This is a genomic window from Luteibacter sp. P4_E6 (assembly GCF_056401535.1).
In genome coordinates this window covers 1-6,203 of sequence record NZ_JBFUJE010000232.1, presented here as the reverse complement: position 1 = coordinate 6,203, position 6,203 = coordinate 1, and the positions used below count along the sequence as shown (strand labels likewise).

Annotated in this window: 5 protein-coding genes; all 5 read left to right on the top strand. The window is 61.9% G+C overall.

The genetic code is table 11. From position 1 onward, the window contains the following. On the top strand, positions 1-2,525 hold a 2,525-nt coding region (gene aceE / locus AC1DT2_RS13910; protein WP_477296924.1), incomplete at its 5' end, for a pyruvate dehydrogenase (acetyl-transferring), homodimeric type. Between the two features lie 217 nt (positions 2,526-2,742). Continuing rightward, entirely contained in the window at positions 2,743-3,075 is a 333-nt protein-coding gene (locus AC1DT2_RS13905) for a DUF4377 domain-containing protein (protein WP_063570509.1), read from the top strand. Positions 3,076-3,308: 233 nt separating this feature from the next. After that, entirely contained in the window at positions 3,309-4,130 is an 822-nt protein-coding gene (locus AC1DT2_RS13900) for a tyrosinase family protein (protein ID WP_063570510.1), read from the top strand. 558 nt (positions 4,131-4,688) lie between these two features. Further along, positions 4,689-4,976 (top strand): hypothetical protein, encoded by a 288-nt coding sequence (locus AC1DT2_RS13895; protein WP_477296923.1) that lies wholly within the window; start codon positions 4,689-4,691, stop codon positions 4,974-4,976. Positions 4,977-5,078: 102 nt separating this feature from the next. Beyond that, a partial coding sequence (locus AC1DT2_RS13890) for a type IV secretory system conjugative DNA transfer family protein (RefSeq protein ID WP_477296921.1) occupies positions 5,079-6,203 on the top strand: 1,125 nt, incomplete at its 3' end.

Genomic DNA, 6,203 nt, shown 5'->3' with positions numbered 1-6,203 from the left:
ACCCGACCACCGAGTACGTGAACACCATCCCGCCGCACATGGAAGCGCGCAGCCCCGGTAACGCCGCCATCGAATGGCGCATCCGCTCGCTGATCCGCTGGAACGCGCTGGCGACCGTCGTGCGCGCCAACCGCAAGCCGGGCGACCTCGGTGGCCACATCTCCAGCTTCGCTTCCTCGGCGACGCTGTACGACGTCGGCTTCAACCACTTCTGGCGCGCACCCAGCGAAGACCATCCGGGCGACCTCGTGTTCCACCAGGGCCATTCGGCCCCGGGTGTGTACGCGCGTTCGTTCCTCGAAGGCCGCATCAGCGAAGAACAGCTCGACCTCTTCCGTATGGAAGTGGAAGGCAAGGGCAAGGGTCTCTCCTCGTACCCGCATCCGTACCTGATGCCGGACTACTGGCAGGTACCGACCGTGTCCATGGGTCTCGGCCCGATCCAGGCGATCTACCAGGCGCAGTTCTGGAAGTACCTCGAGCACCGCGGCCTCATTCCGAAGTCCGATCGCAAGATCTGGTGCTTCATGGGCGACGGCGAGTCGGACGAGCCGGAGTCGCTCGGCGCGATCTCGCTGGCCGGCCGCGAAGGCCTCGACAACCTCATCTTCGTCATCAACTGCAACCTGCAGCGCCTCGACGGCCCGGTTCGCGGTAACGGCAAGATCATCCAGGAACTCGAAGGCGTGTTCCGTGGCGCCGGCTGGAACGCGATCAAGGTGGCGTGGGGCAGCTACTGGGATCCGCTTCTCGCCCGCGACACCACGGGCAAGCTGCGCCAGCTGATGATGGAAACCGTCGACGGCGAGTACCAGGCCTGCAAGGCTTTCGGTGGCGCGTACACGCGTGAGCATTTCTTCGGCAAGTACCCGGAAACGGCCGCGCTGGTCGCCAACATGTCCGACGACGACATCTGGCGCCTCAACCGCGGCGGTCACGATCCGCACAAGGTCTACGCGGCCTACCACGCGGCCGTGAACACCAAGGGCATGCCGACCGTGGTCCTCGCCAAGACGGTGAAGGGTTACGGCATGGGCGCTGCGGGCGAATCGCAGAACCCGGCGCACAACCAGAAGAAGATGGATACGGACGCGATCCGCGCCTTCCGCGACCGCTTCAACATCCCCATTCCCGACGACAAGCTCGAGGAAGTGCCGTACTACCATCCGGGCAAGGACTCGGAGGAAGTGCAGTACATGCTCGAGCGCCGTCGCGCGCTCGGCGGTTCGCTGCCGCAGCGTCGTCGCAAGTCGGACAAGTCGTTCACCGCGCCGACGCTCGAAGCCTTCGAGCAGATCACCAAGGGCACGGGCGAGCGCGAGATCTCCACGACCATGGCCCTCGTCCGTGGCATGAACCTCATGCTGCGTGACAAGGAACTCGGTCCGCGCGTCGTGCCGATCGTTGCCGACGAGGCTCGCACCTTCGGCATGGAAGGCATGTTCCGCCAGATCGGCATCTACGCGCCGTTCGGCCAGAAGTACCGTCCGCAGGACGCCGACCAGCTGCTGTACTACCGCGAAGACCAGAAGGGCCAGGTCCTCCAGGAAGGCATCAGCGAAGCCGGCGGCATGAGCGCGTGGCTGGCTGCAGCAACGAGCTACAGCATCAGCAACGTGGCGATGCTGCCGTTCTTCATCTACTACTCGATGTTCGGTTTCCAGCGCATCGGTGACCTTTGCTGGGCGGCGGGCGACATGCGCGCGCGCGGCTTCCTCATCGGTGGCACGGCAGGCCGCACCACGCTCAACGGCGAAGGCCTGCAGCACGAAGACGGTCACTCGCACCTACTCTCCGGCGCGATCCCGAACGTCATCTCCTACGATCCGACCTTCTCCTACGAGCTGGCGGTGATCCTGCAGGACGGCACGCGCCGGATGATGCAGGAGCAGGAAGACGTCTACTACTACATCACCGTGATGAACGAGAACTATGCCCACCCCGACCTGCCCAAGGGCAGCGAGGAAGGCATCGTCAAGGGCATGTACCTGTTCAAGGACGGTGGCAAGGCGAAGAAGAACGAGCCGCGCGTGCAGCTGCTCGGTTCGGGCACGATCCTGCGCGAAGTCATCGCCGCGGCGGAGCTCCTGGAGAAGGACTTCGGCGTGACGTCGGACATCTGGTCGGTGCCGAGCTTCTCGGAAGTCCGTCGCGAAGGTTTCGACGCCGAGCGCTGGAACCGCCTGCATCCGGAAGCCACGCAGCGCGTGCCCTACATCACCGGCTTGCTGGGTGAGCGTCAGGGCCCGGCCGTTGCCGCGACCGACTATGTCCGCGAGTTCGCCGACCAGGTGCGTGCGTTCATGCCGGACGGCATGCGCTACACGGTGCTCGGTACGGACGGCTTCGGTCGCAGCGACTCGCGTGCGAACCTGCGCAGCCACTTCGAGGTCGACCGCTACTGGATCGCCCACGCCGCCCTGGCCGCCCTCGCGAAGGATGGCAAGGTCAACGCGAAGGATGTGAGCCGCGCCATCAAGGAATACAAGCTGGACGTCGACAAGCCGAACCCGCTGTACGCCTGATAGCAGGGAAACGAAGAGGGGCCGGAGCAATCCGGCCCCTTTTTTTTGTTGGTGTCCTGTGGGAGCCGATTCATCGGCGATCCCGCGCCAGCGGGCTAGCCCACGGCAAGCACCCATCGCCGATAAATCGGCTCCTACCGCAACGTCACATCGTGTCCATGGCTTTGCCACGCCGAAGCTGGTATCTCTTTGGGGCATTCGACTTCGGATTCCCGCCATGCGCTCCGTCCTTCTTGCTGCCGCCGTCCTCTCGCTCGCCGCCTGCGCGACAACGCCGTCCGACCACGGTTCGCGGTCGCGCCTGCTGTACATCGCCGGCAGCAAGGTGCCGTGCACGAATGGCGTCATGAAGACCGAATGCCTGCAGTACCGCGAGACGCCGAAGGACGCCTGGCAGATCAACTACGCGCCGGTCGAAGGCCTCGACTGGAAGCCGGGCAATGAGTACCTGGTGAAGATCACCGAGGTGCATGCGAAGAATGTTCCGGCTGACGCTTCGCCGGTGACGTGGCATGTCGACAAGATTGTCGAGCAGCATCCAGTGCCGTGATTCGGTTTCTGGCCAATCACTACTTAAAATGCAGCATGTGAGCGATTTCAACAGCTTCCATGCTAACTGCCGGAACGGCGTTGCGATTCCGCCGTCGGCGCCGTGGTTATCAACGTAGGCATCTTGTTTGCCCGTTTCCAAAGGGCGACGCTCCTCCTTGAGTCATGAGTTCATTGCACGCAGGCATTCACGAATGCGCGTGTCGATGCTCACCAGCCACGGAGAGGAGCACCATGAAACGACGTCACTTCATCCAGGGTATGGCCACCGCCGCCTTCGCGTACGCCGCGACCCGCAGTGGAGCGTTAAAGGCACAGTTGAGCTGTTCATCGATCTACGTGCGCCGCGACTACTTAGCGCTATCCAGTTCCGAACGGGCAAACTTCGTTGATGCCTTAAAGCGAACGAATCGACCTCGGCTTGGTCTTCCGTTGCCGACGGTGTACGACGGCTTTGCCCAAGAGTACTCGACATATCAGAAATCGTTCCTGACGTGCGGTGCCGATTCCCTAAGCGGGCTTAGTCGTCTGCGGCAGTTCCTTATGCGTTTCGAGCGAGAGCTTCAACGGATTGATCCCTCGGTGAGTCTTCCGTACTGGAACTTTCCGCTCGACTCGCAGGCGCCGGAAAGGTCTCTCGTCTTTTCACCTGACCTCATGGGAGGCAATGGCCAAGGGTCCCACTCCGAGGTAGTAGACGGATCGTTTGCTCATTGGACGCTCGGTTACCCGGGACTACTGGATCTCGTGCCCTTGCGGCATTTTCTGCGTCGTGCGTTCAATGACGGCGACAGGATCGCGCCTTGGACTTCGCCGGAAGAGGTGGCCGCAGTTCTTCAACAGAGCCAGACCATCGATTCTCTTACTGCGGGACTGATGGATAGCGTAGTGCCAAGGGTGTTCGCAGGAGTAGGAGGCGACATAAGTACGGGCCTGTCGCCCAACGATCCACTCTTCTGGCTGGTGGCTTGCTGCATCGACAAGCTCTTCGGTGACTGGTTGAAAATTCACCCGGAGGCGCCRCAACCCGATGTGGTTTGCTACCAATACGCCTGATTGTGAGCTCGACGAAGGTCGCTACGTATACGCTGATTCAGAGAAGTCGAGGGGCGACTACAGACAACCGTAAGTTGATTTGATACGGTCGCATCGTTGCCTGCGTTGTCGATTCGAAAACACGTCGCAGGCAACCATCGCGCAATGCGGTGAGAAGCGCGGCCCGAGAGTGCATCAACACTCCCGGGCCGCTGATCAAACCAACTGTTCTGGAGCTGATTTGACTACGTCACATCATACGGCAGTCGCTCGCCCGCCGAATCCCCTCGGCGACACACCCACCGGTTACCGGGACGTCCGCTTACATCGCAGACACGGTTGACGAACCGCAGCGGCAGTCGCTTTTCATGAGGTTTTTCTTGGCCGTCCTATCCGGCGCGTAGCCGCGTGGGTCAGCGACCAAGGCTGACGCTGCACTCCACTTCATCAATAACGCCACCCGGCGCCCGGTCACGGGCAGCCGATGAACCCGCGAGTCCGTATCCACCCGCGGCACGTTGCGCTGTGCGTGACGTGCCGCACCTCCGGGCGCGCGTGGCCCTTCAGAGGAAGAACACGATGAACGCATCACGCAAAAACTGCACGAATTGTCGGGCCGATGCCTACGCCAATCCTCACGATCTGCTGAACGAAGCGACCGAGTGGCTGCAATACGCTCGAGGTCTCACGCAGCTGCTTGCAGAACTCATCCACGAATCGGACGCCGTCGACTGCGGCCGCGTGGCCATCGGTCTTGAAAGCATCGCTGCGATGACACGCATGGGCCTGCAATGCACGGCGGACGCGCATGCGCGGATGTCGTGGGAGCGAGCGGCAGCGCGTGAGAACCGAGGGCGGGGCGAATAGAAGAAATCGGAAAAGTGCGCTCAATACGAGCTTGGCCCTCTCATTCGTTTGTCACTTGAATCATGCTTATAAATCAACGTTACGGTGGCGGACGGCAAGCGCATGAGCGGCAAGATCAAGGCAATCACCGTGCTAGTCCTCGGGCTGCTCGGTCTGGTGGGTGGCGAGTATCTGGCGGGGTTTCTGACGCTTTGGGTCCTTGGACTCAAGCAGGTACCGCTCGGGGCGACGACGTACTGGGAGTACTTCAGAGCGCTGGAGCTTCCTCAAGTCGCACCGTACGTCACGAAGATAAAACTATGCGGTGCCTTCGGCTTCGGTGCGCCTTTGCTGGCTTGGCTATGCCTGCTGATTCCGGTGTTACGCGCCAGGCCCGAGTCAATGCATGGCGAGGCGCGTTTCGCCAAGCTTTCCGACCTCAAGAAGGCGGGGCTGCTCAAGCAAACGTCGCAGAGCATCCTCATGGGCAAGTACAAGGGACGCTACCTGTGGCTGGGCGGCGCGCAGCACGTCATCACCATCAGCCCTACGCGGTCCGGTAAAACCACCAGCGTCGCGATCCCGGTGCTGCTGTCGTACGAAGAGTCGATGGTCGTGCTCGACCTCAAGGGCGAGCTCCACAAGGCGACGAGTGGCTGGCGTGAGGCGCTTGGCCACGACATTCGCGTGTGGGCACCGTACGAGGAGAACGGGAATACGCATCGGTTCAACCCGATGACGACGCTCGCCGGTATGAGACCCGAGAAGCGCATTGGCGAGATCCAGACCATCTCCGCCATTCTGTATCCCGACCAGCCGGGCGGCGATCCGTTCTGGACGTCGCAGAGTCGTGCGGCGTTTACTGCCTTTGCGTCCTTCCTCTTCGAACGATGGGACGACAAGGTGGCGCGCTGCATCGCGGGCGCACAGGACGCCCCGGATATCAACGCGTCTCCGGATTATCMGAGCTTCGAGCGCGTCCTTCGCCTCTCCAGCGGGGAAGACATGGACGGAACGAAGGAATTCCTCGATGCCGTCCTCAAAGACCCGACGTTCGTCTTTATTACACCGCAGACCCGAACGGTGTTCGGCAACCTGGCGGGCCTGGCCGAGCAGACGTTCTCGTCGGTCATCGCTTCCATGCAGGCGCCGCTGCAGCAATTCCTCAGTCCCATCCTTGCCGCAGCGACCAACGCCAGTGACATCGATGTCACCAGCCTGCGGAAGAAGCTGACCACTCTATACGTC